The sequence below is a fragment of the Pelomonas sp. CA6 genome (assembly GCF_022549225.1).
Taxonomy (GTDB): Bacteria; Pseudomonadota; Gammaproteobacteria; order Burkholderiales; family Burkholderiaceae_C; genus Roseateles.
Genome location: NZ_JAKZFD010000001.1, coordinates 749,658 through 773,565 on the forward strand (window position 1 = coordinate 749,658; position 23,908 = coordinate 773,565).

At 71.4% G+C, this 23,908-nt stretch carries 28 protein-coding genes and 1 tRNA gene; 22 read left to right on the forward strand and 7 right to left on the reverse strand.

What is annotated here, in order from left to right; all coding sequences use genetic code 11:
- The 9 genes from selA (at position 1) to LZ017_RS03410 (ending at position 8,302) form a co-directional block, all read left to right on the forward strand.
- Positions 1–1,500, forward strand: a complete 1,500-nt coding sequence (selA, locus tag LZ017_RS03370) for an L-seryl-tRNA(Sec) selenium transferase (protein ID WP_241298610.1) — start codon at positions 1–3, stop codon at positions 1,498–1,500.
- Between the two features lie 16 nt (positions 1,501–1,516).
- On the forward strand, positions 1,517–2,866 hold the full coding sequence (locus tag LZ017_RS03375) for an FAD/NAD(P)-binding oxidoreductase (RefSeq protein WP_241298611.1): 1,350 nt from the start codon (positions 1,517–1,519) through the stop codon (positions 2,864–2,866).
- A 41-nt stretch (positions 2,867–2,907) separates the two neighbouring features.
- Positions 2,908–3,444, forward strand: coding sequence for a TlpA disulfide reductase family protein (locus tag LZ017_RS03380; protein ID WP_241298612.1), 537 nt, complete (start codon positions 2,908–2,910; stop codon positions 3,442–3,444).
- Positions 3,445–3,490: 46 nt separating this feature from the next.
- Positions 3,491–4,612: a transglutaminase domain-containing protein gene (locus LZ017_RS03385; protein WP_241298613.1), complete on the forward strand. Its 1,122-nt coding sequence runs from the start codon at positions 3,491–3,493 to the stop codon at positions 4,610–4,612.
- Positions 4,613–4,646: 34 nt separating this feature from the next.
- Complete coding sequence (gene selB, locus LZ017_RS03390) at positions 4,647–6,614, forward strand: selenocysteine-specific translation elongation factor (protein ID WP_241298614.1); 1,968 nt, start codon at positions 4,647–4,649, stop codon at positions 6,612–6,614.
- Between the two features lie 31 nt (positions 6,615–6,645).
- Positions 6,646–6,741 (forward strand) — tRNA-Sec (locus LZ017_RS03395).
- Positions 6,742–6,805: 64 nt separating this feature from the next.
- Positions 6,806–7,234 (forward strand): glycine cleavage system protein H, encoded by a 429-nt coding sequence (locus LZ017_RS03400; RefSeq protein WP_241298615.1) that lies wholly within the window; start codon positions 6,806–6,808, stop codon positions 7,232–7,234.
- On the forward strand, positions 7,213–7,611 hold the full coding sequence (locus LZ017_RS03405; RefSeq protein ID WP_241298616.1) for a DsrE family protein: 399 nt from the start codon (positions 7,213–7,215) through the stop codon (positions 7,609–7,611). Before LZ017_RS03400 ends, LZ017_RS03405 begins: the two co-directional genes overlap by 22 nt.
- Before the next feature lie 58 nt (positions 7,612–7,669).
- Complete coding sequence (locus LZ017_RS03410; protein ID WP_241298617.1) at positions 7,670–8,302, forward strand: nitroreductase; 633 nt, start codon at positions 7,670–7,672, stop codon at positions 8,300–8,302.
- On the opposite strand, the gene LZ017_RS03415 is transcribed toward LZ017_RS03410, so the two are convergent.
- Positions 8,293–8,721: a CBS domain-containing protein gene (locus tag LZ017_RS03415; RefSeq protein ID WP_241298618.1), complete on the reverse strand. Its 429-nt coding sequence runs from the start codon at positions 8,719–8,721 to the stop codon at positions 8,293–8,295. The two genes, LZ017_RS03410 and LZ017_RS03415, sit on opposite strands and share 10 nt — an antisense overlap.
- 121 nt (positions 8,722–8,842) lie before the next feature.
- Entirely contained in the window at positions 8,843–9,373 is a 531-nt protein-coding gene (locus LZ017_RS03420; protein ID WP_241298619.1) for a DUF962 domain-containing protein, read from the reverse strand.
- Between the two features lie 92 nt (positions 9,374–9,465).
- Between LZ017_RS03420 and LZ017_RS03425 the strand changes: the two genes are divergently transcribed.
- Positions 9,466–10,215 carry a Crp/Fnr family transcriptional regulator gene (locus LZ017_RS03425; protein WP_241298620.1) on the forward strand — a complete coding sequence of 250 codons (750 nt, stop codon included), beginning with the start codon at positions 9,466–9,468 and terminating at the stop codon, positions 10,213–10,215.
- Entirely contained in the window at positions 10,212–10,958 is a 747-nt protein-coding gene (locus tag LZ017_RS03430) for a YceI family protein (RefSeq protein ID WP_241298621.1), read from the forward strand. Before LZ017_RS03425 ends, LZ017_RS03430 begins: the two co-directional genes overlap by 4 nt.
- Positions 10,959–10,992: 34 nt before the next feature.
- Here LZ017_RS03430 and LZ017_RS03435 read toward each other — a convergent pair whose 3' ends face one another.
- From LZ017_RS03435 to moaA, 4 genes are read right to left on the reverse strand one after another with little or no spacing between them, the layout of a single operon-like run.
- Positions 10,993–11,535, reverse strand: coding sequence for a GNAT family N-acetyltransferase (locus LZ017_RS03435; RefSeq protein ID WP_241298622.1), 543 nt, complete (start codon positions 11,533–11,535; stop codon positions 10,993–10,995).
- Entirely contained in the window at positions 11,528–12,175 is a 648-nt protein-coding gene (gene mobA, locus LZ017_RS03440; RefSeq protein WP_241298623.1) for a molybdenum cofactor guanylyltransferase MobA, read from the reverse strand. The genes LZ017_RS03435 and mobA overlap by 8 nt, the downstream gene beginning before the upstream one ends.
- Positions 12,168–12,482, reverse strand: coding sequence for a hypothetical protein (locus LZ017_RS03445; RefSeq protein WP_241298624.1), 315 nt, complete (start codon positions 12,480–12,482; stop codon positions 12,168–12,170). The genes mobA and LZ017_RS03445 overlap by 8 nt, the downstream gene beginning before the upstream one ends.
- 23 nt (positions 12,483–12,505) lie before the next feature.
- A complete protein-coding gene (gene moaA / locus LZ017_RS03450) occupies positions 12,506–13,642 on the reverse strand; it encodes a GTP 3',8-cyclase MoaA (protein ID WP_277604465.1) in 1,137 nt (378 codons plus the stop codon).
- A 132-nt stretch (positions 13,643–13,774) separates the two neighbouring features.
- Between moaA and LZ017_RS03455 the strand changes: the two genes are divergently transcribed.
- Positions 13,775–14,713, forward strand: a complete 939-nt coding sequence (locus LZ017_RS03455) for a carbohydrate kinase (RefSeq protein ID WP_241298625.1) — start codon at positions 13,775–13,777, stop codon at positions 14,711–14,713.
- Here LZ017_RS03455 and paaY read toward each other — a convergent pair whose 3' ends face one another.
- Entirely contained in the window at positions 14,714–15,316 is a 603-nt protein-coding gene (gene paaY / locus LZ017_RS03460) for a phenylacetic acid degradation protein PaaY (protein ID WP_241298626.1), read from the reverse strand.
- A gap of 170 nt (positions 15,317–15,486) precedes the next feature.
- Between paaY and LZ017_RS03465 the strand changes: the two genes are divergently transcribed.
- The 10 genes from LZ017_RS03465 to LZ017_RS03510 all read left to right on the forward strand — a co-directional run bounded on the left by LZ017_RS03465 (position 15,487) and on the right by LZ017_RS03510 (position 23,855).
- The gene (locus LZ017_RS03465) at positions 15,487–16,302 is read left to right on the forward strand and encodes an enoyl-CoA hydratase-related protein (protein ID WP_241298627.1); all 816 of its coding nucleotides are present in this window, start codon (positions 15,487–15,489) and stop codon (positions 16,300–16,302) included.
- Between the two features lie 4 nt (positions 16,303–16,306).
- The gene (paaI, locus tag LZ017_RS03470; protein WP_241298628.1) at positions 16,307–16,747 is read left to right on the forward strand and encodes a hydroxyphenylacetyl-CoA thioesterase PaaI; all 441 of its coding nucleotides are present in this window, start codon (positions 16,307–16,309) and stop codon (positions 16,745–16,747) included.
- 53 nt (positions 16,748–16,800) lie between these two features.
- On the forward strand, positions 16,801–18,111 hold the full coding sequence (gene paaK, locus LZ017_RS03475; protein WP_241298629.1) for a phenylacetate--CoA ligase PaaK: 1,311 nt from the start codon (positions 16,801–16,803) through the stop codon (positions 18,109–18,111).
- A gap of 33 nt (positions 18,112–18,144) precedes the next feature.
- On the forward strand, positions 18,145–19,146 hold the full coding sequence (paaA, locus tag LZ017_RS03480) for a 1,2-phenylacetyl-CoA epoxidase subunit PaaA (protein WP_241298630.1): 1,002 nt from the start codon (positions 18,145–18,147) through the stop codon (positions 19,144–19,146).
- 34 nt (positions 19,147–19,180) lie between these two features.
- Positions 19,181–19,486, forward strand: coding sequence for a 1,2-phenylacetyl-CoA epoxidase subunit PaaB (gene paaB, locus LZ017_RS03485; RefSeq protein ID WP_241298631.1), 306 nt, complete (start codon positions 19,181–19,183; stop codon positions 19,484–19,486).
- An 18-nt stretch (positions 19,487–19,504) separates the two neighbouring features.
- Positions 19,505–20,293, forward strand: a complete 789-nt coding sequence (gene paaC, locus LZ017_RS03490; RefSeq protein WP_241298632.1) for a 1,2-phenylacetyl-CoA epoxidase subunit PaaC — start codon at positions 19,505–19,507, stop codon at positions 20,291–20,293.
- A 20-nt stretch (positions 20,294–20,313) separates the two neighbouring features.
- The gene (paaD, locus tag LZ017_RS03495) at positions 20,314–20,859 is read left to right on the forward strand and encodes a 1,2-phenylacetyl-CoA epoxidase subunit PaaD (RefSeq protein ID WP_241298633.1); all 546 of its coding nucleotides are present in this window, start codon (positions 20,314–20,316) and stop codon (positions 20,857–20,859) included.
- A 15-nt stretch (positions 20,860–20,874) separates the two neighbouring features.
- Positions 20,875–21,954: a 1,2-phenylacetyl-CoA epoxidase subunit PaaE gene (paaE, locus tag LZ017_RS03500; RefSeq protein ID WP_241298634.1), complete on the forward strand. Its 1,080-nt coding sequence runs from the start codon at positions 20,875–20,877 to the stop codon at positions 21,952–21,954.
- Positions 21,955–22,021: 67 nt separating this feature from the next.
- Positions 22,022–22,633 carry a TetR/AcrR family transcriptional regulator gene (locus LZ017_RS03505; RefSeq protein WP_241298635.1) on the forward strand — a complete coding sequence of 204 codons (612 nt, stop codon included), beginning with the start codon at positions 22,022–22,024 and terminating at the stop codon, positions 22,631–22,633.
- Positions 22,634–22,697: 64 nt separating this feature from the next.
- Positions 22,698–23,855: an ABC transporter substrate-binding protein gene (locus LZ017_RS03510; protein ID WP_241298636.1), complete on the forward strand. Its 1,158-nt coding sequence runs from the start codon at positions 22,698–22,700 to the stop codon at positions 23,853–23,855.
- Positions 23,856–23,908 lie beyond the last annotated feature (53 nt).

The following is a 23,908-nucleotide window of genomic DNA, read 5'->3' on the forward strand; positions in this document are numbered from 1 at the left end:
ATGACGCCCAAGGCATCCATGGTTCATGGTCCGAAGGCGAATCCAGAAGCCTCCGCCACCGAGCCCGCGCCGGCCCAGGCCAAGGACCTGCCCTCGGTCGACCGCCTGCTGCGCGCGCCCGCGCTGTCCGCCTTGCTGGACGAGCTGGGCGCGCAGTTCGTGACCCGGCAGGCGCGCGCCCTGCTGGACGCGCTGCGCCGCCGCGCGCTGGCCGGCGAGCTGGCGCCGTCCGAGCTGGACGAACTGCCCGAGCGGCTGGCGCGGCAGTGCCGCGAAGCCCTGGCGCCGCGCATGCGCCGCGTCGTCAACCTCACCGGCACGGTGATCCACACCAACCTGGGCCGCGCGCTGCTGGCCGACGCCGCGCTGCAGCAGCTGCTGCACTGCATGGCCTCGCCCAACAACCTGGAGTACGACCTGGACTCCGGCGGCCGCGGCGACCGCGACAGCCTGGTCGAGTCGCTGCTGTGCGAACTGACCGGCGCCGAGGCCGCGACGGTGGTGAACAACAACGCGGCGGCCGTGCTGCTGGTGATCGCGGCGCTGGGGCGCGGCCGCGAGGTGATCGTCTCGCGCGGCGAGCTGGTGGAGATCGGCGGCGCCTTCCGCATGCCCGACGTGATGGCCAGCGCGGGCGCCGAGCTGGTGGAGGTGGGCACGACCAACCGCACCCATGCGCGCGACTACGAAGGCGCCATCACCGAGCGCACCGCGATGCTGATGAAGGTGCACACCAGCAACTATGCGGTGCAGGGTTTCACCGCCGCGGTGGACGAGGCCACGCTGGCTCCGATCGCGCATGCGCGCGGCCTGCCGCTGGTCAGCGACCTGGGCAGCGGCGCGCTGGTGGACCTGTCGCAATGGGGGCTGCCCAAGGAACCGCTGCCGCAGGAGATGCTGGCCGCCGGCTGCGATGTCGTGACCTTCAGCGGCGACAAGCTGCTGGGCGGGCCGCAGGCCGGGCTGATCGTTGGCAAGAAGGCCTTCATCGACCGCATCCGCAAGTTCCCGATGAAGCGCGCGCTGCGCATGTCCAAGCTGCCGCTGGCGGCGCTGGAGGCCACGCTGCGGCTGTACCTGCGTCCGGACCGCCTGACCCGCGAACTGCCCACACTGCGCCTGCTGACGCGGCCTGTGGACGAGATCCGCGCCCAGGCGCAAGACCTGGCCCCGCGCCTGGCGCAGGCGCTGGCGCCGCGCTACCGCGTCGAGGTGGCGGACATGCTGGGCCAGATCGGCTCGGGTTCGCTGCCGGTGGAGCGCTTGCCCTCCGCCGGACTGGCGATCGCGCCGCTGACCGCCAAAGGGGTGGGGCGCGCGCTGGAATCGCTGTCCGACGCGCTGCGCGGCCTGCCGCTGCCGGTGATCGGCCGCGTGGCCGAGGACCGGCTGTGGCTGGACCTGCGCTGCCTGTCCGCGCAGGAACAGCAGGCGCTGCAGGAGCAGCTGCCGCGGCTGCGCGCGGCGCTGGGGCTGGCGGCGCCGGAAATCACCGAATGAACCCGGGAGAACAAGCATGAAACGTCGTGAACTGCTGCTGGCCGCCGGTGCGGCCGCGGTCCCCGGCCTCGGCCAGGCCCAGGCGGCCGCGCCGGCTCCGGCCAGCGCGCCGCTGCCCTTCATGGTGGGGCGCCCGGAGCAGACCCTGCTGCCCAAGGGCCGCGCGCGCCGCGTGGTCATCTGCGGCGGCGGCTGGGGCGGGCTGTCCGCGGCCAAAACCCTGCGCAAGCTGGCGCCGCAGCTGGAGGTGGTGCTGCTGGAGCGCAACCCGGTGTTCTTCTCCTGCCCCTTGAGCAACAAGTGGCTGATCGACGCGGTCGACACCAGCTTCCTGATGTACGACTACCTGCGCGTCTCCGACCGCCATGGCTACCGCTATGTGCAGTGCGAGGTGCTGGGCGTGGACCGCGCGGCCAAGCGCGTCAGCACCACCCAGGGCAGCCTGGACTACGACTTCCTCATCCTCGCCCCGGGCATTCGCTACAACTACGAGGCCTGGTTCGGCGAAGACCGCGAGGCCGCGGACGCCACCCGCACGCGCTTCCCGGCGGCCTATGTGCCCAGCGCCGAGCACTTCACGCTCAAGCGCGCGCTGCACGGCTTCCAGGGCGGCGAATGGGTGATGACGCTGCCGCCGCCGCCGCAGCGCTGCCCGCCGTCGCCCTACGAGCGCGCCTGCATGGTGGCCTGGTGGTTCAAGAGCCGCGGCATCAAGGGCCATGTGACCATCCTGGACCACAAGGACGGCGTGCGTCCGATCGGCCCGGGCTTCCGCGCCGCGTTCCAGGAGCTGTACAAGGACCAGATCACCTACGTGCCCAACGCGCAGGTGCAGTCCATCGATCCCTTCAGCAAGCGCATCCGCACCAGCGCGGGCGACATGAAGTTCGACCACGCCGTGTTCATGGCCCCGCATCAGGCCGGCGATCTGGCCTGGAAGGCCGGCGCCGTGGGCCTGAACGCGCAGGGCAAGCCCAGCGGCTGGGCCGACGTGCATCCGCTGATGCTGCACCTGAAGTCCGATGCGGACGTCTACGTGATCGGCGATGCCGTGGGCTGGGTCTCGCCGGACTTCAACTTCTATCCCAAGTCCGGCCATGTGGCGAACCGCCATGGCCGCATCGTCGCGGCCTACATCGCCGAGCGCGCCGCCGGCCGCGACCCGCAGGTCAGCCTGCCCGACAATCTCTGCTACATGATGGTCAACGGCGCGCCGCGCGAGGCCATCAGCGTGCAGTTCGACTACCTGTTGAACGCGCAGGGCATCATCGAGCAGGTGCAGATCGACGACAACGATCGCCGCGCCGAGCTGGTCGCCGAGAACCTGAAATGGGCGGGCACGATGTTCGACGCGATGTTCGGCTGATCGGCGCGCACGCCCACCGCCCCGACGAAGTCCCACCCGCGATGAAGCTGCCATCCTCCTCCCTGTTGAACCGCCGCCGGCTGATGGCCGCCGCGCTGGCCAGCGCCTGCGCGCCGCTGCGGGCCCAGGAGGGCGGTCCGGTGCTGCGGCCCTGGCCCCGGGGCCAGGCCACGCCGGCGCTGGCGCTGCCGGGGGTGGAGGGGCCGGCCTGGAGCCTGGCCCAGGCGCGCGGCCGGCCGGTGCTGCTGAACTTCTGGGCCAGCTGGTGCGAGCCCTGCCGGACCGAGATGCCGTCGCTGGAGCTGCTGGCGCAGCGCCATGAGCCGCGCGGGCTGCAGGTGATCGCGGTGAACCACCGCGAGACGGACGCCGCCATCCGCCGCTTCCTGCAGCTGATGCCGATCAGCCTGCCCATCGTGCGCGATGTCGACGGCGCCACCACGCGCGCCTTCGGCGTGCGTGTCTTCCCCAGCACCGTGCTGATCGGCCGCGACGGCCAGGCGCGCATGACCGTGATCGGCGAATGCGACTGGATGGGCGAGGACGCGCGGCGCTGGGTGGAACCGCTGCTGGCCTGATTTCTTCCTGATCCCCCCTCAAGACCTGACCCCGCTGGAGCCTTCGATGACGCTGAACCGCCGCCACCTTCTGCACACCCTGCAAGCCGCCGCGCTGGGGGGGCTCGGATCCTCGCTGGGGCTGGCGCGCGCCGCGGCCGATCCGCAGCGCCGCTTCGCGCCGCAGCCGACCGGCTGGCGCAGCTTCGACCTGACGCTGGAGGTCGCGGTCGCCGACGCCCAGGGCCAGACCCAGCTCTGGCTGCCCATCCCCGACCTGGACACCGACTACCAGCGCACCGTGGGCCACGAATGGCGCGGCAACGCGGCGCAGGCGCGCGTCGTCGCCGACGCCACCGGGGGCAGCCGGCTGCTGCACGTGCAGTTCGCGCCGGGCGAGAAGGCGCCGGTCTTCGCGGTGACCAGCCGCGTGCAGACGCGCAACCGCGTCGTCGACTGGAGCCGGCCGGCCCCGGCCAGCGAGGACCCGGCGGTGCTGGCCTTCAACCTGCGGCCCACCGAGCTGCTGCCGCTGGATGGCATCGTGCGCCAGACCGCGCTGGAAGCCACGAAGGGCGCGAAGAGCGACGTCGACAAGGCGCGTGCGATCTACCAGTGGGTGGTGGCGCGCGCGCACCGCGATCCCAAGACCCGCGGCTGCGGCATCGGCGACATCAAGAGCATGCTGGAGAGCGGCAACCTGGGCGGCAAATGCGCCGACCTGAACGCGATCTTCGTCGGCCTGTGCCGCTCGGTGGGCGTGCCGGCGCGCGATGTGTACGGGCTGCGCGTGGCGCCGTCGGCCTTCCCCTACCGCGAGCTGGGCGCCAATTCCGCCGCGCTCAAGGGCGCGCAGCACTGCCGCGCCGAGGTCTTCCTGCGCCAGTACGGTTGGGTCGCGATGGACCCGGCCGACGTGCTGAAGGTGATGCGCCAGGAGACGCCGGCCTGGATCAAGGACCCGGCCGACCCGGTGGCCGCACCGGTGATGAAGGCGCTGTTCGGCAGCTGGGAAGGCAACTGGGTGGGCTACAACACCGCGCACGACCTGCTGCTGCCCGGCAGCGCCGGCAAGGCCACGCTGCCCTTCCTGATGTACCCGCAGGGCGAGAACGCCAGCGGCCGCTTCGACGAGCTGGCGCCGGACAGCTTCAAGTACCAGATCAGCGCGCGGGAAGTCGCCGCTTGAGCGCAGCACGCACGCGTCCGGCAGGGAGTCCCGCATGATCGTCGGCACCGCAGGCCACATCGACCACGGCAAGACCACGCTGGTGCGCGCGCTCACCGGCGTGGACACCGACCGTTTGCCGGAGGAGAAGAAGCGCGGCATCAGCATCGAGCTGGGCTATGCCTTCCTCGACCTGCCGGCGGCCGACGGTGCCGCGCCCGGGGCACGCATCGGCTTCATCGACGTGCCCGGCCACGAGCGCCTGGTGCACACCATGCTGGCGGGCGCCACCGGCATCGACTTTGCGCTGCTGCTGGTCGCCGCGGACGACGGCGTGATGCCGCAGACCCGCGAACATCTGGCGGTGCTGAGCCTGCTGGGCCTGGCGCGCGGCGCGGTGGCGATCACCAAGTGCGACCGCGTCGAGCCGGCGCGGGTCCAGGCGCTGAGCCAGGAGGTGGCGGCGCTGCTGCAGGGCACGTCGCTGGCCGGCGCGCCGGTGCTGCCGGTCAGCGCCGTCAGCGGCCACGGGCTGCCGGCGCTGCGCGAGCTGCTGGTCGCCGCGGCGCGCGCGCTGCCGGCGCGGCACAGCGCTGGCCAGGGCTTTCGCCTCGCGATCGACCGCGCCTTCAGCCTGGACGGCGTGGGCACCGTGGCCACCGGCACCGTGCATGCCGGCCGCCTGAGCGTGGGCGACGAGGTGGCGCTGTGCCCCGACCCCCGTGCCGGCGCGCAGCCACGCGTGGCGCGCGTGCGCAGCCTGCATGCGCAGAACCAGGCGGTGGACGAGGCCCGCGCCGGCCAGCGCTGCGCGGTGGGCCTGGTGGGGCTGGGCAAGGACGACCTGGCGCGTGGCCAGTGGCTGGTGGCGCCGGAGGTGGCGCTGTCCACCGACCGACTGGACCTGTGCCTGCGCCTGTGGCAGGGCGAGGAGAAGGGGCTGCGCTCCGGGACCTCCGTGCATGTCCACCTGGGCGCGCGCACGGTGATGGGCTCGGTGGCGGTGCTGGGCTGGGACGGCGTTGCGTCGGACAACGCGCTGCAGCCGGGCGAGCAGGCCTGGGTGCAGCTGGTGCTGCGCGAACCGGTGGGCGCCTGGCGCGGCGACCGCGTCGTGCTGCGCGACGCGTCGGCCACGCGCACGCTGGCCGGGGGCGTGGTGCTGGACCCCTTCGCGCCGGTGCGCTACCGTCGCACGCCCGAGCGCCTGGCGGAGCTGGCCGCGCTGCAGATCGAAGACCGCGGCGAACGCCTGCGCACCCTGCTGCAGGCCGCGCCGCAGGGGCTGGACCTGCGCCGCCTGGCGCGTGCCGAAGGGCAGATGCAGGTGCAGGACGGGGCTGGCCTGGACGACGGCGCGGCCCTGCTGGCGCACGAGCCGGGGGCGGACTGGGCGCTGAGCGCGGCGCATGGCGCGGCGCTGGCCCTGCGCGTGCAGGAGCAGTTGGCGGCTTTCCACCAGCGCCAGCCGGACGAGCTGGGCCCCGAGGCGGCGCGCCTGCGCCGCCTGGCCGCGCCGCGCCTGCCCGAGCCGCTGTGGCGCGCGCTGCTGGCGCGGCTGCGCGAGCAGGGGCGGGTGGCGCAGCGCGGCGCCTTCGTTCATCTGCCCGAGCACGGCGTGACGCTGTCGGCGGTGGAGCAGCGCATCGCGCAGAAGATCGCGCCGGCGCTGCAGCAGGCCGGCTTCGAGGGCGCCTGGGCGCGCGACCTGGCGCGCGACGCGCAGGAGAGCGAGGCCCTGATGCGGGCCACGCTGGCGCGGCTGTCGCAGCAGGGCGAGCTGCACCAGGTGGTCCGGGACCTGGTCTACAGCGATGCCCACATGCGCGAGCTGGCGCGGCGCGCGCGCGAACTTGCGCAGGCGCACCAGGGCCAGGTGTTGGCCGCGGACTTCCGCGACGCCACCGGGCTGGGCCGCAAGCGGGCGATCCAGATCCTGGAGTACTTCGACCGCGTGGGCCTGCTGCGACGGGTTGGCGATGTGCACAAGCTGCGCGTCGAATCCAGCGTGTTTAGCGATTAGGATGCGGGCCGCGCGATGAACAAGGTTTCGCGGAGGGGAAACGATCCTGGTGGGTCGGCCGGGCTTCAAACCCGGTGGGTGGCGCCATGCGTCGCCGGGTGGGTTCGACTCCCATTCCCCTCCGCCATCCGCCTCGGCCCGCCGGCGGCGCGGGCGCCCCTGGGCGGACCTGGACGAAGGAGTTCCCCCTCATGCTGATCGCGGGCTGCGAGCTGCCAGAGGATCTGCTGTACTGGGTCGAGGACCAGACCTGGGCGCGGCTGCTGGACGATGGCTCGGTGCTGCAGGGCATCACGGCGCTGGGGCTGAAGGCCTCGGGCGAGATCTACATGTGCCGGCCCAAGGCCGCGGGCGCGCGGCTGGAGCAGGGGCGCTCGATGGGCGTGGTGGAGCTGGCCAAGAGCATCGTCTCGGTGCGCTCGCCGCTGTCCGGCGAGGTGCTGGCGTCCAACGCGGCGCTGGAGGAGGATCCGGGGCTGGTGCACCGCGACCCCTATGGCGCGGGCTGGCTGCTGCGCCTGCGGCCCACGGACCTGGCCGGCGAGCGCGCGGCGCTGCGGCCGGGGGCCGAGGCGCGCGAAGCGATGGAGCGCTACGCATGGCTGAATCAGCTGCTGTGAGCCCTTCGGGGCTGGCCATTCTGCTGTGGTCCTGCGACCCGGACGACCCGGTGCGCCTGGCCACGCCCCTGCATCACGCCGCCGCCGCGGCGGCGATGGAGCTGCGGGTGGAGCTCTATTTCAGCGCCCGCGCGGTGCTGCTGCTCAAGCCCGGCGTGGCCGAGGGACTGCGCGCGGTGCCGCACAGTCCCAAGACCATCGCCCAGTACCTGCAGGACGCGGTGGATCACGGCGCGGAGCTGCTGGCCTGCACCGACGCGCTGCAGGCCCACGGGCTGGCGCGCGACGCGCTGATCCCGGCCTGTCGCCGCCATGGTGGCGCGGTGCAGTTCATCGCGCGCGTGGCCGATCCGGCCTGGCGCACGCTGGTGTTCTGATGCCGGCCTCCGGGCCGCATGGCGGACGGCGACGCCCGTCCAACCGATGGAGTTCACGATGAATCAAGAGCGTTCCGCGGCCACGCCGCCGACTTCCTCCGCCGGCGAGGCGGACTTCGTCGCGCGCGCGCTGGCCGCGCTGGGCGGCCGCTACTCGGTCGGGCCCAAGCACATCGCCGAGCCCGGCCCGACGGATGCCGAGCTGGCGCTGATGCTGCAGGCAGCGCTGCGCGCGCCCGACCACGGCGAGCTGCGGCCCTGGCGCTTCAAGCTCGTGCGCGGCGAGGCGCGCGCGCGGATGGCGCAGCTGTTCGCCGACGCGGCGCGGCGCGCGGGCAAGGACGAGGCCGGCGCGCAGCTGGACGCCGAGCGCGCGCTGAAGCCGCCGCTGTCAGTGGCGGTGCTGGCGCGCATCGACCTGGGCCACCCCCAGGTGCCGGCGCACGAGCAATGGGCCGCGCTGGGCGGGGCGCTGGCGCAGTTCCTCAGCGCCGCCCATGTGCTGGGCTATGGCGCCAAGATGCTGTCCGGCGCCAAGGTGCGTGACGCCGCGCTGCAGGCGGCCTTCTGCGAGCCGGGCGAGACCCTGGTGGGCTGGGTCGCGATGGGCACGCCGCTGCGTCCGGCCAAGCCGCGCCCGCCCCGGCCGGGCGCCGGCGCGGCGATGAGCGAGTGGCCGGCTCAGCCGTAGATGTAGCTTTGCAGCTGGGCGATGGTCATCTCGTCGTCCGCGATGATGTCGTCCATCAGGTCACGGATGGAGATCATGCCGGTCACGCGGTCGCCGTCGACCACGGGCAGGTGGCGGATCTTGCGCTGGCTCATCAGGCTCATGCATTCGCGCACATCGCTGTCGGGCCGCACCACCAGCACGCTGGGTGTCATCACCTCGCGCACCGTGGTGTGGCGCGAATCGCGGCCCTGCAGCGCGATCTTGCGGGTGTAGTCCCGCTCGGAGAAGATGCCCTGCAGCTTGCCGTCCTGCATCACGACCAGGGCGCCGACGTCGTACTCGGCCAGCAGATGCAGCGCGTCGAACACGGTGGATTCGGGGGCCACCGAGCGCACGGCGGCGGCGCGCTTCTTCAGCAGTTCAGACACCGGTTTCATGGAGCCTCCTCGCCGGATTGCCAGTCGGTCCCAAGATAAAGGCCTTGGGCCGTCCGCGCAAGAAGCTTTTCACCACCCAGGCCGCCCCCCGAAGGGGGTGGCGTGGTGGCGGCGCGGGGACTCAGGCCGGGCGGGTCAGGTCGCGGAGGCGGGTGGGGCCGACGCGGCGTTCGATCTCGTGTTGCAGTTCGCGGCCCCAGCCCAGCGCGAACAGGGCTTCGGCGACGACGAACATCGGCCCCACCAGCAGGCCCACGAGGTCATCGACGAAGGCCGGCTTGCGGCCCTCGTAGTAGTGGCCGATGAACTGGATGATCCAGCCGATCACGAAGCTGCCCAGGCCCCAGGCCAGCCAGGGCGCCGCGCCGCCCTGCGCCAGCGGATGCGCCAGCGCCATCAGCGCCGCGTTCACCGCGCTGACCGCCAGGCCCAGCGCAAGGTTGCCGCGCAGCAGATACCACAGCGTGCTGAGCAGCCACAGCAGCCAGGCCGCGCTGAGCTCCAGGCCGCCCAGCTCGAAACGCGCCCGCGCCAGCAGCACGCCGATCGCGAACACGATCAGCGGAATGCCGACGAAGTGGGTGGCGATGTTGCGCCGGTCGCGGTGGTAGGCCGCGTACTGCGCCATCAGGTCGGTGGCGGTTCTGGCCATGCTTGTCTCCTGTAGTGATGCAGGTCAATCCTAGGCGGCGTGCCCGGCGCTGACTGTCAAAATGCCTACAGTCCTTCACGAGGTTTTCCCGCATGGCTCCATCGGCCGCCGCCGCCCTGACGCCCGCCCAGCGGCAGCTGCTGCTGGCCCAGCCCTGGCTGCGGACCGCGCAGCCCGCGCTGCAGCACTTTCTGCTCGAGCAGGGGCGGCGTCAATACCTCGCGGCCGGCGAGGCGCTGTTCCAGCGCGGCGGCGCCGCGCACGGGCTGGGCTGCGTGCTGGCCGGCGCGCTGCATGTCGGCGCCTGGCAGGCCGACGGCCGCCAGAGCCTGCTGGCCTACCTGGAGCCGGGGCAGTGGTTTGGCGAGATTTCGCTGATCGACGACCGGCCGCGCACCCATGACGTGGTGGCCGACGGCGCCAGCGAGGTCTGGCTGGTGCCCCAGCCCCTGCTGCGCGACTGGCTGGAGCGCCATCCGCAGGGCTGGCGCGACATCGCCCGGCTGGCCTGCGCCAAGCTGCGCATCTGCTTCGAGGCGCTGGAGGACAACGCGCTGTTGCCGCTGCCGCGCCGCCTGGCCAAGCGCCTGCTGCAGGTGGCGCAGGGCTACGAGCCGGGCGCGCCGGACGAGGTCTTGCCGCGGCAGCGTCTGCGCCTGCCGCAGGAGCAGCTGGCGCTGATGCTGGGCGTGAGCCGGCCCACGATCAACAAGGCCCTGCGCGCGCTCGCCGAGCAGGGCCTGATCGCGCTGGGCTATGCCGAGATTGAGCTGCGCGACGCCGAGGGCCTGCGCCGGCTGGCGCTGGACGATGGCGCCCCGGGCGCGGAGGGCTGGGCATGAGGGGTGGCTTCGCGCTGGCGCTGATCGTGGCGCTGGCGGGCTGCGCGCTCCTGGCGCCGCGGATCTCGCCACCGGCCGGATCGGCGTCGCCGGCCGAGGCCGCGCCGCCGATCCCGGACGCGCGGGCCTGGTGCGAGGCCCGGCTCGCCGCGGGCGGCGAGGGGCGTCTGCTGGCGCTGGACGCCGACGGCTCGACGGTGCGCATCCATGCCTTCCGCGGCGGGCGCGCGGCGGCGCTGGGCCACAACCACGTGCTGGCGCCCCAGCGCTGGCGCGGCTGGGCCTACCAGCCGGCGTCCGGGCTGGCCGGCGCCAGCCTGGCGCTGGACCTCGCGCTGGAGGACCTGGTGCTGGACCGGCCCGAGTGGCGCGCCGCGCTGGGCCCCGAGTTCGCGAGCCCGCTGTCGCCGCAGGCCATCGCGGCGACCCAGGCCAATCTGCGCCGGGCGCTCAATGCCGAGCGGCATCCGCTGCTGCAGCTGCGCGCCGACGCTGGCGCCGGCGCCTGGCCCTGGCTGGTGCTGCGCCTGACGGTGACGCTCAACGGCCAGCCGCGCCCGCTGGACCTGGTGCTGCGGCTGCAGCAGGACGGCGAGGCGCTGTGGGCGCGCGGCCAGCTGCTGCTGCGGCCGAGCGATTTCGGGTTGCAGCCCTTCAGCGTGCTGGGCGGCCTGCTGGCGGTGCAGGACGAGGTGGTGGTGGACCTGGCGGTGCGCGCGCGGCCGGCTGCGGATTGCCGCTAGCCGCGGACCGCGAGCCGCCTCGGCGGGCCTATCCCTATTCCAGCGCCGCGGGGCGCAGGTCGCAGACCATCAGGTCCTTGGCCAGGTAGCGGCCGTCGGGCATGCGCAGCGCGCGCGGCAGCCGGCCATAGCGCACGAAGCCGGCGCGGCGGTAGAGCTCGTAGGCCCTCTTGTTCGTCGCGGTGACGCTGAGCGTGACCATTTCCAGGCTGGGGTCGCGGCGCAGCAGCGCCAGCGCGGTCTGTAGCAGGCGCCGGCCCAGGCCGCGGCCCTGGGCCATGTCGTCCACCATCATGCCGACGAGCTGGGCCTGGTGGCGCGCCTTGCCGCGCGCCTCGCGCTCGCAGGTCAGCGCGCCCACCAGCCGGCCGTCCATCCAGGCGCCCAGCGTGAACAGCGCGCGTCCGCCGACCTCGGCATGCAGCCGGGCCTGGTAGCTGGCGGCGTCGCGTCCGCGTTCCTGCGCCGCGTCGGAGCTGAAGGCCTGCTCATGGCCGGCCAGCATGCCATCGCGCAGGCGCTTGTAGTCGACCAGGTCGGCCGGCAGCAGCAACGCGATGCGGACGTCGTCAGCCATGGTCGCTTCCCTGCTGCGCGGCGGCGGGCGCGGTCGTCAGCAAAGCCTCCAGCCGTGCCAGTTCCTCGGGCGTGTTGGCGTTGGCGAAGGCCTCGGCGTCGCCGGGCTGGTCGAAGGGCACGAAGCGGGCGTTCTGCTGGCGCAGCCAGTCCTGCACGCGGCGCTGGTCGCGCGCCAGCGCATCGGCCAGCGATGGCGCCAGGCTGCGGTGCATCAGGCAGAAGGCGGCCTGCACGCGCGGCTCGCCGCCGTCCTGGCGCACCGGCACGGCCAGCCGGTCGCCGGGCCGCAGGGCCTGGCCCAGACGCTGCGCGAGATCGGCCGGCAGCAGCGGCGAGTCGCAGGGAACGGCCAGCAGCCAGGGCGTGTCCAACTGCTCCAGCGCGCTGAGCCAGCCGGCCAGCGGCCCAGGCTGGTCGGGCAGGCGGTCGCTGAGCACGCGCGGAGCGAGGCGGCGGTAGTCGTCCAGATGGCGGTTGGCGCTGATCCAGCAGGGCCCGACCTGTGGCGCCAGGCGCCGCAGCGCATGGGCCGCCAGCGCCTGCCCGGCGAGCGGCAGCAGGCCCTTGTCGGCGCCCCCCATGCGCTGACCTCGGCCGCCGGCCAGGACCAGGCCGGTGAGCTGTTCGCGCTCAGGCATCGCGCCCGCGGTCGTGGTCGCCGGGAAAGGCGTCGCCGTCCAACTGCGGCCCCTTCATCACCGCCACCACCCAGCAGCCCACCAGCCAGGCCATCACCATGCTGAGCCCGAACAGCATCGCGCCGATGGCCATGTAGTCCAGCAGCTGGGCGCGGCGCAGCGCGTCCTCGGCGATGCCGGGTTGAATGCCGGTCTTGACCAGCTCGGCGACGCCGAAGGGCAGGGCCACGCAGCCGATCACGGCCGCCAGCGCCTTGCGCCGCAGTGCCGGCGTGAACCAGGCGGTGAAGGCGGAGGAGGGGGGCATGGCCATGGCCTTGGGCGTAGCGGTCAGCCGCCGATGTAGTGCATCTCGATGCGCCGCTGCGGCGCGCTGTGGGCGCTGCGCAGCTCGGAATAGCGGTCCTCGCGCAGGCCCCACAGATCGGCCAGGGCCTGGCCGATCTGTGCGTCGCCGCAGGGCGCCAGGCCGGCGCCCGGATGGCCGCGCAGCAGCGCGCGCAGATCATGGCCCTGGTCCGCGAACAGGCAGGTGTAGAGCATGCCCTCGGTGGACAGGCGCGCTCGGTTGCAGTCGCCGCAGAAGGCCTGGGTGACGCTGGAGATCAGGCCGATCTCGCCCTGGCCGTCGGCATAGGCCCAGCGCTCGGCGGTCTCGCCGTGGACGCTGGGCGTCAGCGGCCGCAGCTCGAACTCCTCGCGCAGCCGCTGCAGCACCTCGGCCGACGGCAGCACGTCGTCCATGCGCCAGCCGTTGCTCATGCCCACGTCCATGAACTCGATGAAGCGCAGGATGGCGCCGCTGCCGCGGAAATGGCGGGCCATGGGCAGGATCTCCTGCTCGTTGGTCCCGCGCTTGACCACCATGTTGACCTTCACCGGGTGCAGCCCGGCGGCCTGCGCGGCGGCGATGCCGTCCAGCACCTCGGCGACCGGGAAGTCCACGTCGTTCATCGCGCGGAACACGCGGTCGTCCATCGCGTCCAGGCTGACGGTGACGCGGCGCAGACCGGCTTGCTTCAGCGCCTGGGCCTTGCGCGCCAGCAGCGAGCCGTTGGTGGTCAGCGTCAGCTCCAGCGGCTCGCCCTCGGGCGTGCGCAGCTGTGCCAGCATCGCGATCAGGTCTTCGATGTTCTTGCGCAGCAGCGGCTCGCCGCCGGTCAGGCGCAGCTTGCGCACGCCCAGGCGCGCGAAGATGGCCGCCAGCCGGGTGATTTCCTCGAAGCTGAGCAGCTCGCCGTGCGGCAGGAAGCGATAGTGCTTGTCAAACACTTCCTTGGGCATGCAGTAGCTGCAGCGGAAATTGCAGCGGTCGGTGACCGAAATGCGCAGGTCGCGCAGCGGCCGGCCGCGCGCGTCGGCGATCAGCGGCAGGGCTTGCAGGGGGGTGTCCTGCGACAGCGGGGGCACACGCGGCAGGCGCGCCCGCTGGCGCAGATCGAGCAGGGGTATCACGCCGTCGGTCATGGACCGCATTGTGCCTGCTGGCCCATGGCCCTGCCTTGATCCAGTCCGTTTCCACCCCGGGGAACCCGCCTGGAGCGTGCATTCTTGATGGACGCGGTTGCGCCGGCGGCCGGCCGGCGGTTGAATCGCGGCATGCCCCTGCTGCGCCATCCCGACCTGCCCCGCTTCGTCGCCTTTGGCGAGGCGCTGACCGATCTGATCCGCGTCGCGCCCGACCAATGGCTGAGCCGCTGCGGCGGCGCGCCGTGGAACGTGGCGCGCGCGATGTCCAGCCTGGGGGAGTTGGCGGCCTTCGCCGGCGGGCTCAGCGCCGACGTGTTCGGCCAGGCGCAGTGGCGCGAAAGCGCGGACGCCAACCTGGACCTGCGCTTCCTGCAGCAGAACGCCCATGGGCCGCTGCTGGCGGTGGTGCACGAGACACAGCCCCCACAGTACTTCTTCATCGGTGAGAACAGCGCCGACCTGCATTTCCGCCCCGAGGCGCTACCAGCGGGCTGGATGGGGGCGCTGCGCTGGGCCTTCTTCGGCTCTATCAGCCTGGTGCGCCCGCCGCTGGCGGAGCGGCTGCTGGCGTTGGCGGAGCGGCTCAAGGCGCAGGGCAAGCTGATCGCCTACGACCCCAACTACCGGCTGCTCATGGACGCCGGCTACGACGAGACCCTGGAGCGCATGTGCCGGCTGGCCGATGTGATCAAGGTGTCGGACGAAGACCTCTGCGGCCTGTTCCGTGTGCCCGACCCGCGCGTGGGGCTGGCCCAGATCAGCGCCTGGAATCCGCGCGCGCTGCTGCTGCTGACGCAGGGCGACCGTGGCGCGCGGCTGTTCCACCCGCAGGGCGAGCTGCATGGCCGGCCGCCGCCGGTGGTGGTGGTGGACAGCGTGGGCGCCGGCGACGCCGCGGTGGCCGGGCTGCTGCATGCGCTGATGCAGGGCGAGCGCGCGCCCGAGCAATGGCTGCGCTGGGCCCTCGCGGCCGGCAGTGCCGCCTGCGAGCAGCCCGGCGCGCAGGCGCCGCGCGCGGACCGCGTGCGCGCGCTGCTGGACGGCGTGCAGATCCTGCCCGCGCCCTGATCAGCCGCGCTTGGTGGCCACCAGCGTCTGCGGGCCGCCCACCTGCAGGCGCGGCCGCTGCGCTTCGGGCTCGGCCAGCGGCTGGCATTCCACCAGCGAGGCCTGGCAGCGCTGCGTCAGCGTCTGGTAGGTGCGCGTGCCTTCGAGCTTCCAGCGCATCTCGTCCTCGCTGAGCTCGCGCACCACCTTGGCGGGCAGGCCGGCGATCAGCGACTTCTGCGGCAGCTTCTGCCCCGCCTTCACGAAGGCGCAGGCGGCGACGATGCTGTACGCGCCGACCTCCGCCTCGTCCATCACCACCGCGTTCATGCCCACCAGCGCGTCGTGGCGCACCACGCAGCCGTGCAGCACGGCGCCATGGCCGATGTGGCCGTTGCGCTCCACCACTGTTTCCGAGTCCGGGAAGCCGTGCACCACGCAGCCGTCCTGCACATTGGCACCCTCCATCAGCACGATGCGGCCGAAGTCGCCGCGCAGCGAGGCGCAGGGGCCCACATAGCAGCCGGGGCCGACGATGACGTCGCCGATCAGCACCGCGGTCGGGTGCACGTGCGCGCTGGGATGGACCACCGGGCGCAGCCCGTCGATGGCGTAGCAGGGCATGGAGTCTCCTTGTCGATGGATGGGGCCGAGGGCGCCTGGCGCGCGTCGGGTCGGTGGACTAGGGTATTCACCAGCCCTCGAAAACGTGGATCGGCCTTGCGTCAGATCAAGCAGGACCTTACGATCTACCGACCGGTCGGTCAAGAGTGTTTGTGAAAGGTCAAACGTCCATGTCCCAGTCCACGCTACCCGCTGCAGACTGCGTCCTCGTCGCCCAGGAAGGCGCGGTGCGCGTGCTGACGCTGAACCGCCCGCAGGCCCTCAATGCCTTCACCGCCACCATGCTGGCCCATCTGCGCCAGGCGCTGGACGATGCGGCGCATGACCGCGCGGTGCGCGCGGTGCTGGTCAGCGGCGCCGGGCGCGCCTTCTGCGCCGGCCAAGACCTCAGCGACCCGCTGATCAAGCCCGAGGCGGACCAGCCGCCCAAGGACATCGGCCATCTGCTGGACCACTACTACATCCCGCTGGCGCTGCGCCTGCGCAGCATGCCGGTGCCGGTGGTCTGCGCGGTGAACGGCGTCGCCGCCGGCGCCGGCGCCAATTTCGCGCTGGGCTGCGACCTCGTCGTCGCGGCGCAATCGGCCAGCTTCATCCAGGCCTTTTCCAAGATCGGCCTGATCCCCGACTGCGGCGGCAGCTGGCTGCTGACGCGTCTGGTGGGCCGCGCGCGCGCGCGGCAGCTGGCCCTGCTGGGCGACAAGCTGCCCGCCGATCAGGCCCAGTCCTGGGGCCTGATCGCGCGCTGCGTGCCCGACGACCAGCTCGCCGCCGAGGGCATGGCCCTGGCCCAGCGCCTGGCGGCCATGCCCACCAAGGCCCTGGTCGAGACGCGCCGCATCCTGGACGAGGCCCTGGAGCTGAACCTGGAAGACGCGCTGAAGCTGGAGGCGCGGCTGCAGAGCCAGCTCGGCTTCGCCCACGACTACCAGGAGGGCGTCAACGCCTTCCTCGACAAGCGCGCCCCTCAGTACAAGGACCGTTGACCCGATGACGCCGCAACAGATTGCCGAAGCGGTCCGCGACGCGATGTTCGCGAACGACCGCGCCTCCCGCGGCCTGGGGCTGGAGATCCTCTCCGTCGGACCGGGCAGCGCCTGCATCCGCATGACCGTGCGCGAGGACATGCTCAACGGTTTCGACATCTGCCATGGGGGTTATGTGACCACCCTGGCGGATTCCACCTTCGCCTTCGCCTGCAACTCGTACAACGAGATGACGGTGGCGTCGGGCTTCGCGATCGACATCGTCGCGCCGTCCCGACTGGGTGACACGCTGGTGGCGACGGCCTGCGAGGTGTCGCTGGCCGGGCGCACCGGCGTCTACGACATCACGGTCCGCAACCAGCGCGATGAACTCATCGCGGTGTTCCGCGGCCGTTCCTACCGGATCAAGGGCCGGCCGGTCGTCGCCGAGCTGGGCCCGCAGTAACGAGAGAAAGCGGTGAACCGGTCGCGTCCGCGGCCGGACCGAGGAGACAAGAGATGCCCGTGAAGACCCCCGCCCCCGGCGACCTGGAACCCATCGAGAAGGCCAGCCAGGACGAGCTGCGCGCGCTGCAGTTGCAGCGCCTGCAGTGGTCGCTGCAGCATGCCTACGACAACGTGCCGCACTACAAGGCCGCGTTCGACGCCAAGGGCGTGCATCCCAGCGACCTCAAGGAGCTGGCCGACCTGGCCAAGTTCCCGTTCACGACCAAGAAGGACCTGCGCGACAACTACCCCTTCGGGATGTTCGCGGTCCCGCGCGAGCAGGTGTCGCGCATCCACGCCTCCAGCGGCACCACCGGCAAGCCCACCGTCGTGGGCTACACGCAGCGCGACATCGACACCTGGGCCAATCTGGTCGCGCGTTCGCTGCGCGCGGCCGGCACGCGGGCCGGCGACATCGTCCACATCGCCTACGGCTACGGCCTGTTCACCGGCGGCCTGGGCGCGCACTATGGCGCCGAGCGCCTGGGCTGCACCGTGATCCCGATGTCCGGCGGCCAGACCGAGAAGCAGGTCCAGCTCATCCAGGACTTCAAGCCCGACGTCATCATGGTCACGCCCAGCTACATGCAGGTGATCATCGAAGAGTTCGCGCGCCAGGGCCTGGACGCGCGCGACTGCTCGCTGAAGGTCGGCGTGTTCGGCGCGGAACCCTGGACCGAGGCGATGCGCGCCGAAATCGAATCCAAGGCCGGCATTGACGCGCTGGACATCTATGGCCTGTCCGAGGTGATGGGCCCCGGCGTCGCCAACGAATGCATCGAGTCCAAGGACGGCCCGGTGATCTGGGAAGACCACTTCTACCCCGAGATCATCGACCCCGAGACCGGCGAGGTGCTGCCCGACGGCTCCGAGGGCGAGCTGGTCTTCACCTCGCTGTCCAAGGAAGCGCTGCCGGTGATCCGCTACCGCACCCGCGACCTGACCCGGCTGCTGCCGCCCACCTCGCGCAGCATGCGCCGCATGGGCAAGATCGTCGGCCGCAGCGACGACATGCTGATCATCCGCGGCGTCAACCTGTTCCCGACCCAGATCGAGGAGCTGGTGCTGCGCGAGCCGGGTCTGTCCGGCCAGTACCAGATCGTGGTCAGCCGCGACGGCCATCTGGATGCGGTCGAGGTGCGCTGCGAACTCTCCTCCGCGGCGGTCGGCACGGCCGACATCGCGGTGATCGCCAAGTCGCTGCAGCACCGCATCAAGACCCTGATCGGGGTCTCCACCAAGGTGCTGATCGGACCGCCGGATTCCATCGAACGCACGCTGGTGGGCAAGGCGCGCCGCGTGATCGACCACCGTCCCAAGTAAGCGCGCCCCTTCAATTCTTGAAAGGAACGACAGATGTACACGCAAGCGATGAGCATCGGCCCGCAGGACCAGGCCAGCAAGCTGCAGACCGCCGAGGAGCGCCAGCGCACCGAGGCCTTCGAGTCGCGCATCGATGCCGGCGACTTCATCGAGGCCAAGGACTGGATGCCCGAGCACTACCGCAAGACCCTGGTGCGCCAGATCAGCCAGCACGCGCATTCCGAGATCGTCGGCATGCTGCCCGAGGGCAACTGGATCACGCGCGCGCCCACGCTCAAGCGCAAGGCCATCCTGCTGGCCAAGGTGCAGGACGAGGGCGGGCACGGCCTCTATCTGTACTCGGCCGCCGAGACCCTGGGCACCAGCCGCGACCAGATGCTGGACGCGCTGCACTCGGGCAAGGCCAAGTACAGCTCCATCTTCAACTACCCCACGCTGACCTGGGCCGACATCGGCGTGATCGGCTGGCTGGTCGACGGTGCGGCCATCATGAACCAGGTGCCGCTGTGCCGCTGCTCGTATGGCCCGTATGCGCGCGCGATGATCCGCATCTGCCGCGAGGAGAGCTTCCACCAGCGCCAGGGCTATGAAAGCCTGCTGGTGATGATGCGCGACGGCACGCCCGAGCAGAAGGCCATGGTGCAGGACGCGGTGAACCGCTGGTGGTGGCCCTCGCTGATGATGTTCGGACCGCACGACAAGGACTCGCCCAACTCCGAGCAGTCCATGCGCTGGGGCATCAAGCGCATTTCCAACGACGACCTGCGCCAGAAATTCGTCGACGCCACCGTGCCCCAGGCCGAGGTGCTGGGCATCAGCCTGCCCGACGCCGACCTGAAGTGGAACGAGGCGCGCGGCCACTACGACTTCGGTGCGATCGACTGGTCGGAGTTCTGGCGCGTCGTCGGCGGCGAAGGCCAGTGCAACCGCGAACGTCTGAACGCCCGCGTCAAGGCCTGGGAAGACGGCGCCTGGGTGCGCGAGGCCGCGCTGGCCCACGCCCGCAAGCAGCAACCCCAGGCCGAGGCGGCCTGACGGCCCAGCTCGGAACGATGCAAGGAGAAACCCAATGAGCGTGAATCAACAAACCGGTGCCAACGAATGGCCGCTGTGGGAAGTCTTCGTCCGCTCCAAGGCGGGCCTGGACCACAAGCACTGCGGCAGCCTGCATGCCAGCGACGCCAAGATGGCGCTGCAGATGGCCCGCGACGTCTACACCCGCCGCCAGGAAGGCGTGAGCCTCTGGGTCGTGCCGTCCAGCGCGATCGTCGCGTCCGATCCCGGCGAGAAGGGCAGCTACTTCGATCCGATGGAAGACAAGGTGTACCGCCACCCCACCTTCTATGAGCTGCCCGAGTCCGTCAACCACATGTAAAGAACGGCCGAGAACGCCATGACACAAGCTTCGATCACGGTCGTCGAGCGGGCTGACATCCGCTACCTGCTGCGCCTGGCGGACAGCTGCCTGGTGCTGTCGCAGCGCCTGGGCGAGTGGTGCGGCCATGCCCCCATCCTCGAAGAGGACCTGGCGCTGACCAACATGGCGCTGGACCTGCTGGGCCAGGCGCGCGGTGTGCTGACCCGCGTGGGCCAGCTCAACGGCGCGGCCGGCGGCAGCGTCTATGACGAGGACCAGCTGGCCTTCCTGCGCGACGAGCGCCAGTACCTGAACCCGGTGCTGATGGAGCTTCCGCGCGGCGACTTCGCGTTCACGCAGCTGCGCAACCTGATGGTTTCGTCCTGGCTGCTGCTGCTGTGGCAGCGTCTGCAGGCCAGCAGCGACGCCGAGATCGCGGCGATCGCCGAGAAAGCGCTCAAGGAAGCCCGCTACCACCAGCAGCATGCTGCCGACTGGGTGCTGCGCCTGGGGGACGGCACCGAGGAATCGGCGCGCCGCTGCCGCGAGGCGCTGGACCAGCTGTGGCCCTATGTCGGCGAGCTGTTCAGCGACGATGACGCGGACGCCGCGGCGCAGGCCTCGGGCCTGGGCCCGGCGTGGTCCACGCTGAAGGGCGACTGGCTGGCGCAGCTGGACGAGGTGCTGGCCGCCGCCAAGCTCGCGCGGCCCAAGGACAGCGCCCATGTCTTCTCCGGCCGGCGCGGCGTGCACAGCGAGCACATGGGCCACATGCTGGCGACCCTGCAGTACCTGCAGCGCGCCTATCCCGGCGGGCGCTGGTAAGCCGGGCGGGGCCGCAAGCGATGACCGCGCTTTCGCATCTTTCATCGAGCGCGCCGCGCGACCAGGGCTGCGGGCGTCTGACCTCGGCCTGGGAGGTCCTGCGCCAGATCCCGGATCCCGAGGTGCCGGCGATCACGCTGGTCGAGCTGGGCATCGTGCGCGACCTGCGCCTGCTGGAGGACGGCGGCGACGGCGTCGAGGTGGTGCTGACGCCGACCTACTCCGGCTGCCCGGCCACCGAGCTGATCCAGGACCAGGTCCGCGAGGCGCTGGCGCGCTTCGGCGAGGTGCGCATCACGCTGCAGCGCTCGCCGGCCTGGACCACCGACTGGATCAGCGACGAGGGCCGCGAGAAGCTGCGCGCCTACGGCATCGCGCCGCCCGGGCGCTGCGGCGCCGCGGCCGAGCAGCCGATACGCGTGGTGCGCCGCGCGCCGCAGCTGCAGTGCCCGCGCTGCGGCAGCGCGCAGACCGAGCAGCTCTCGGCCTTCGGCTCCACCGCCTGCAAGTCGCTGTTCCGCTGCCTTGCCTGCCGCGAGCCCTTCGAATACTTCAAACCCATCTGAAAGACAGGACCCATCATGAGCCTGCATTTCCATCCGCTGCGCGTGAGCCGCGTCGAGCATGACACCGACGACGCGGTCGTGCTGAGCTTCGAGGTGCCCGCCGAGCTGCAGCCGCAGTTCCGCTTCACCCAGGGGCAATACCTGACCCTGCGCGGCGAGGTCGGCGGCGAGGACCTGCGCCGTTCCTATTCGATCTGCGCCGGCGTGGACGACGGCGAGCTGCGCGTGGGCGTGCGCAAGGTGGCCGGCGGCGCCTTCTCCACCTGGGTCCACGAGCAACTCAAGGCCGGCGACGAGATCCAGGTCTTCCCGCCCCAGGGCCGCTTCTTCGTGCCCGTGGACCCGGCCGCCGCGCGCCACTACGTGGGCATCGCCGCGGGCTCGGGCATCACGCCCATCCTGTCCATCATGAAGACGGTGCTGGCGCGCGAGCCTCAGTCGCGCTTCACGCTGATCTACGGCAACCGCCGCCCCGCCTCCACGATGTTCAAGGAGGAGATCGAGGACCTGAAGAACCGCTACCTGACGCGCGTCTCGCTGCACCATGTGTTCTCGCGCGAACAGGTCGATTCGCCGCTGATGGCCGGCCGCATCGACCAGGCCAAGATCGCCGAGTTCCTCGCCGGCCCGGTGCCCGCCGCCGGCATCGACCATGTGTTCGTCTGCGGTCCGTTCGAGATGAACGAGCAGGCCGAGGCCGCGCTGCGCGCCGCTGGCGTGGCGCCGGAGCGCATCCACATCGAGCGCTTCGGCACGCCCGAGATGCTGCAGGGCAAGCCCGCGCCGCACGAGGTGCATGCCGAGGACGCCGAGGCGGCCAAGGTGCTGGTGATCCGCGACGGCGTCTCGCGCGAGATCGAGTTCCGCAAGAGCGACCCCAGCCTGCTGGACGCCGCCGCGCGCGCCGGCATGGACGTGCCGTACTCCTGCAAGTCCGGCGTCTGCTCGACCTGCCGCTGCAAGCTGCTGGAGGGCGAGGTGCGCATGGACAAGAACTTCGCGCTGGAGAAGCACGAGATCGCCGCCGGCTTCATCCTCAGCTGCCAGGCCCATGCGCTGACGCCACGCGTGGTCATCTCCTTCGACGAGCGCTGATCCAGGCAGACCCGGGGATGCGCGCGGACGCCCAGCTGTTAGGCTTGCGAACTTTTTGAGCACGTCCATGGCCAGAGGCAGAGCACCCGGTTTCGACGCAACCCGCGAACAGATCCTCGCCCAGGCGGCGCGGCTGTTCGCCAACCAGGGGTACAGCGGCACTTCGATGAACCAGGTCGCGGAGGCTTGCGAGGTCTCCAAGCCCACGCTTTACCACTACGTGCGCGACAAGCAGGAGCTGCTGGTGCAGATCTGCCAGAACCACCTGCAGCATCTGGTGGACCTGGTGGAGCAGGTGAAGATGCGCGAGCTGCCGCCCGAGGAGCATCTGCGTGCGCTGATCCTGCAGTTCGTGCAGTCCTATGGCGAGGCCCAGAACGAGCACCGCGTGCTGACCGAGGACCTGAAGTTCCTGGACGATGAGCACCGCGAGCGCCTGATCGGCGTGGAGCGCCAGGTCGTCAGCCAGTTCGCCGACGCGGTGGCCGCGGTGCGCCCGGAGCTGCGCGGCGCCCATCTGCACAAGCCGCTGACCATGCTGCTGTTCGGCATGATCAACTGGACCTTCACCTGGCTGCGGCCGGACGGCGCGCTGACCTACGAGGCGGTGGCGCCCATGGTGGCCGATCTGTTCTTTGGCGGAGTGGGCGCCGTGCGCCTGCAGCAGCAAGCCTCATGAAGGCTTGAGTCCCCAAGATTCCGACGCGTTTTTCGACAGACCAACACCAACCATGGAGACACACATGAAACGCATCCAGAAGACCCTGCTGGCCCTGGCCGGCGCCGCGCTGATGGGCGCGGGCGGCGTCGCGCAGGCGGACATCAATGTCGGCGTGACCGTCTCGGCCACCGGGCCGGCCGCCTCGCTGGGCATCCCGGAGAAGAACACCTTCTCGCTGATGCCCAAGACCATCGCCGGCCAGAAGATCAACTACATCGTGCTGGACGACGCGTCCGACACCACCACCGCGGTGGCCAACACGCGCAAGCTGATCACCGAGCACAAGGTCGACGTGGTCGTCGGCTCCACCGTGACGCCCAACTCGCTGGCCATGATCGACGCGGTGGCCGAGGCGCAGGTGCCCATGGTCTCGATGGCCGCGTCGGCGCGCATCGTCGAGCCCATGGACGCGAAGAAGCGCTGGGTGTTCAAGACCCCGCAGAACGACATCATGATGGCGCTGGCCATCGCCAGCCACATGCAGGCCCAGGGCGTGAAGACGGTGGCCTACATCGGCTTCGCCGACGCCTATGGCGAGGGCTGGTATGGCGAGTTCAACAAGGTGGCCGGCTCCAAGGGCCTGTCCATCGTGGCCAACGAGCGCTACAACCGCACCGACACCTCGGTGACCGGCCAGGTGCTGAAGATCATGGCCGCCAAGCCCGACGCGGTGCTGATCGGGGGCAGCGGCACGCCTGCCGCGCTGCCGCAGAAGACGCTGAAGGAGCGCGGCTACGCCGGCAAGTTCTACCAGACCCACGGCGTGGCGAACAACGACTTCCTGCGCGTCGGCGCCAAGGACGTCGAGGGCACCTTCCTGCCCGCCGGCCCGGTGCTGGTGGTGGACCAGCTGCCCGCCGACCACCCGGCCAAGAAGAGCGCCAAGGAGTACGTCACCAAGTATGAGGCGGCCTTCGGCAAGGGCTCGGTGTCGACCTTCGGCGGCCACGCCTGGGATGCGGGCCTGCTGCTGCAGGCGGCCATCCCCGCGGCCGTCAAGAAGGCCCAGCCGGGCACGCCGGCCTTCCGCGCCGCGCTGCGTGACGCGCTGGAGGCGGTGAAGGAAATGCCCGCCTCGCATGGCGTGTTCACGATGTCGCCCAATGACCACCTGGGTCTGGACCAGCGCGCGCGCGTGATGGTCAAGATTGAAGGTGGCACCTGGAAATACCAACCCTGATTTCGCGGCCGCTCGGCTACTGCGCGGGCCGATCTCGGACCTGGGGTGCTCGC

Excerpts from the sequence above, each read along its gene's own strand:
- selA (WP_241298610.1), top strand. The coding sequence starts at position 1 with ATGACGCCCAAGGCATCCATGGTTCATGGTCCGAAGGCGAATCCAGAA.
- LZ017_RS03375 (WP_241298611.1), top strand. The coding sequence starts at position 1,517 with ATGAAACGTCGTGAACTGCTGCTGGCCGCCGGTGCGGCCGCGGTCCCC.
- LZ017_RS03380 (WP_241298612.1), top strand. The coding sequence starts at position 2,908 with ATGAAGCTGCCATCCTCCTCCCTGTTGAACCGCCGCCGGCTGATGGCC.
- LZ017_RS03385 (WP_241298613.1), top strand. The coding sequence starts at position 3,491 with ATGACGCTGAACCGCCGCCACCTTCTGCACACCCTGCAAGCCGCCGCG.
- selB (WP_241298614.1), top strand. The coding sequence starts at position 4,647 with ATGATCGTCGGCACCGCAGGCCACATCGACCACGGCAAGACCACGCTG.
- LZ017_RS03400 (WP_241298615.1), top strand. The coding sequence starts at position 6,806 with ATGCTGATCGCGGGCTGCGAGCTGCCAGAGGATCTGCTGTACTGGGTC.
- LZ017_RS03405 (WP_241298616.1), top strand. The coding sequence starts at position 7,213 with ATGGCTGAATCAGCTGCTGTGAGCCCTTCGGGGCTGGCCATTCTGCTG.
- LZ017_RS03410 (WP_241298617.1), top strand. The coding sequence starts at position 7,670 with ATGAATCAAGAGCGTTCCGCGGCCACGCCGCCGACTTCCTCCGCCGGC.
- LZ017_RS03415 (WP_241298618.1), bottom strand. The coding sequence starts at position 8,721 with ATGAAACCGGTGTCTGAACTGCTGAAGAAGCGCGCCGCCGCCGTGCGC.
- LZ017_RS03420 (WP_241298619.1), bottom strand. The coding sequence starts at position 9,373 with ATGGCCAGAACCGCCACCGACCTGATGGCGCAGTACGCGGCCTACCAC.
- LZ017_RS03425 (WP_241298620.1), top strand. The coding sequence starts at position 9,466 with ATGGCTCCATCGGCCGCCGCCGCCCTGACGCCCGCCCAGCGGCAGCTG.
- LZ017_RS03430 (WP_241298621.1), top strand. The coding sequence starts at position 10,212 with ATGAGGGGTGGCTTCGCGCTGGCGCTGATCGTGGCGCTGGCGGGCTGC.
- LZ017_RS03435 (WP_241298622.1), bottom strand. The coding sequence starts at position 11,535 with ATGGCTGACGACGTCCGCATCGCGTTGCTGCTGCCGGCCGACCTGGTC.
- mobA (WP_241298623.1), bottom strand. The coding sequence starts at position 12,175 with ATGCCTGAGCGCGAACAGCTCACCGGCCTGGTCCTGGCCGGCGGCCGA.
- LZ017_RS03445 (WP_241298624.1), bottom strand. The coding sequence starts at position 12,482 with ATGCCCCCCTCCTCCGCCTTCACCGCCTGGTTCACGCCGGCACTGCGG.
- moaA (WP_277604465.1), bottom strand. The coding sequence starts at position 13,642 with ATGACCGACGGCGTGATACCCCTGCTCGATCTGCGCCAGCGGGCGCGC.
- LZ017_RS03455 (WP_241298625.1), top strand. The coding sequence starts at position 13,775 with ATGCCCCTGCTGCGCCATCCCGACCTGCCCCGCTTCGTCGCCTTTGGC.
- paaY (WP_241298626.1), bottom strand. The coding sequence starts at position 15,316 with ATGCCCTGCTACGCCATCGACGGGCTGCGCCCGGTGGTCCATCCCAGC.
- LZ017_RS03465 (WP_241298627.1), top strand. The coding sequence starts at position 15,487 with ATGTCCCAGTCCACGCTACCCGCTGCAGACTGCGTCCTCGTCGCCCAG.
- paaI (WP_241298628.1), top strand. The coding sequence starts at position 16,307 with ATGACGCCGCAACAGATTGCCGAAGCGGTCCGCGACGCGATGTTCGCG.
- paaK (WP_241298629.1), top strand. The coding sequence starts at position 16,801 with ATGCCCGTGAAGACCCCCGCCCCCGGCGACCTGGAACCCATCGAGAAG.
- paaA (WP_241298630.1), top strand. The coding sequence starts at position 18,145 with ATGTACACGCAAGCGATGAGCATCGGCCCGCAGGACCAGGCCAGCAAG.
- paaB (WP_241298631.1), top strand. The coding sequence starts at position 19,181 with ATGAGCGTGAATCAACAAACCGGTGCCAACGAATGGCCGCTGTGGGAA.
- paaC (WP_241298632.1), top strand. The coding sequence starts at position 19,505 with ATGACACAAGCTTCGATCACGGTCGTCGAGCGGGCTGACATCCGCTAC.
- paaD (WP_241298633.1), top strand. The coding sequence starts at position 20,314 with ATGACCGCGCTTTCGCATCTTTCATCGAGCGCGCCGCGCGACCAGGGC.
- paaE (WP_241298634.1), top strand. The coding sequence starts at position 20,875 with ATGAGCCTGCATTTCCATCCGCTGCGCGTGAGCCGCGTCGAGCATGAC.
- LZ017_RS03505 (WP_241298635.1), top strand. The coding sequence starts at position 22,022 with ATGGCCAGAGGCAGAGCACCCGGTTTCGACGCAACCCGCGAACAGATC.
- LZ017_RS03510 (WP_241298636.1), top strand. The coding sequence starts at position 22,698 with ATGAAACGCATCCAGAAGACCCTGCTGGCCCTGGCCGGCGCCGCGCTG.